Genomic DNA, 1,867 nt, shown 5'->3' with positions numbered 1-1,867 from the left:
TTGGGTTATCACTGCCCGAACACCTTTGAAATGATGAACGGGTATTTGGAAAAAGTAGCTTAACTAGGGTGAGAGAATTTAGTTGACCACATCAACCAAAAAGTATTTGTTAAAAGACATCACCAAGTATACTTAATGTTAAATCTTGCTTATATTTTGTTATTGCTTTGTTAAATGATATTGTCAATTCTAGATCTGGTCAATGTAAATATTAAACATAAACAAGGTGTCACGCATGACAGGAATTTGTTAAATAGCGTAATAGGAGAGATATCTGAAATTGATTTAGAAACAGACCAATTTAATAAAATAATAGAAAAATATACTGGTCATATTTTAGTTGGCTTACTTAATATTGTTCCAAGTATAAAGCCACTTTGCTTTAGGGATGAAAACGAAGTAAGGCTAATAAAGATGCAGTATGAAGAAGATTTAGAGTTTAGAAGCCGAAACGGTGTGCTTATTCCGTATACAACTGTTGATTTTCCAAAGGCCGCCATTAAGAAGGTAATAATTGGACCTTCAAATAACCAAGACCTACTTATAAAAGGGCTTGAGGCATACAAGAAAGTGAAACAACATTCTTTTGAAATTGTTAAGTCTAATAGCACTCTAAGGGTATTTTAAATTAGACAATTAAGCCACTCGTAATGAAGTGGCTTAATTGTCTGAAATCAGTATTCCACTCGTTTCCCATGTGGCCCGGCAAATTACTTGACACCTGCAACGTTACACGTTACGCTTAAGTTGTCGAAAAATAATGCCCTCTATGTGAACAAAAATATATTCAGTAGTACGGTACATATTCTTTGAAATATCCCAACTAAAAAGGAATAAAACATGGCTCATATTATTAATATATTTTTAGACGAAAAATGGAGGGTTTTACTTTGGCGGTTAAAAGTTTTGCACATAAAGGGCTTAAAAAATTCTTTTATCAAGGAGATGAAAGCGGTTTAAACGCAAATCATATCGTAACTATAGGGTACATACTGGATGCTGTTGAAGCCTCTCACCACCCGAAAGATTTGAAAGCTATTTACAGGGATAAGTTTTCAGAGAAAAAAGGCTCAGGTAAAGGGGTGTACAGCATAGAGGTAAACGGTAATTGGCGAATTACCTTTCAAATTAAAGATGACGGGGCCGTTTTTCTTGATTATTGCGATTATCATGGAAAAGCAATTAAAGCCCGCTGATTCTATCGAAATAAGGACTAAAACCCGGTGAAGACAAGCCGGTTTTTTGGAGAGTAGTAATGAAGAAGACGAGGAAGCCATCACATCCAGGTGCGTTTTTCAAACATACGGTTTTAGATGAAAGGAATATCTCTATTACCGATGCGGCGATAAACTTAGGCATCACCAGGAAAGCATTAAGTGAATTTGTAAACGGAAAGGCTAAATGCTCTCACTCAATGGCTCGCCGTTTAGCAGAGGCCACTGGCACGAGTGTAGGAATATGGATCATGATGCAGGCTAACCTGGATACCTGGGAAGCTGAAAACATGACGCTAGAAATGTCGGTTACTCCTTTTGAGGAAAGGCGTTTAGCCTGATTTGTTTTTTGTTTAAATAAAAAGCCGCTGTCCAGCGGTTTTTTTCTGCCTGCCGTTTACCATGTGAAGAAAAACAGTGTCACATTTTATCCTCGCCGGCACGTCACGTTTTACCACTCCGGAACGTCACATATTTTGCACCCAGGGCGGTCACATTTTCTCTGCCGGTCACGTCACGGTTTTAAATATCGATGTGTCACGGTTTTATACCTGGACAAGTCACACAACCACATTTAAACTCAACAACCACCTACTAAAGTAGGTGGGTTAGGATTTATGGACTAAAGTCCGGATACGGGTCAAAGACCCGTT

General features: G+C 37.9%; 3 protein-coding genes. All 3 read left to right on the top strand.

The features are described 5' to 3' along the window. Positions 1 to 246 precede the first annotated feature (246 nt). Positions 247 to 627: a hypothetical protein gene (locus tag G337_RS0119205; RefSeq protein WP_157619400.1), complete on the top strand. Its 381-nt coding sequence runs from the start codon at positions 247 to 249 to the stop codon at positions 625 to 627. A 263-nt stretch (positions 628 to 890) separates the two neighbouring features. Beyond that, on the top strand, positions 891 to 1,196 hold the full coding sequence (locus G337_RS0119200) for a type II toxin-antitoxin system RelE/ParE family toxin (RefSeq protein ID WP_028865293.1): 306 nt from the start codon (positions 891 to 893) through the stop codon (positions 1,194 to 1,196). Positions 1,197 to 1,255: 59 nt separating this feature from the next. Next, positions 1,256 to 1,555, top strand: coding sequence for a HigA family addiction module antitoxin (locus tag G337_RS0119195; RefSeq protein ID WP_028865292.1), 300 nt, complete (start codon positions 1,256 to 1,258; stop codon positions 1,553 to 1,555). Positions 1,556 to 1,867: the final 312 nt, after the last annotated feature.

The sequence above is a fragment of the Psychromonas aquimarina ATCC BAA-1526 genome (assembly GCF_000428725.1).
In the GTDB taxonomy this organism is placed as follows: Bacteria; Pseudomonadota; Gammaproteobacteria; order Enterobacterales; family Psychromonadaceae; genus Psychromonas; species Psychromonas aquimarina.
This window is presented reverse-complemented; position numbering and strand designations above follow the sequence as displayed.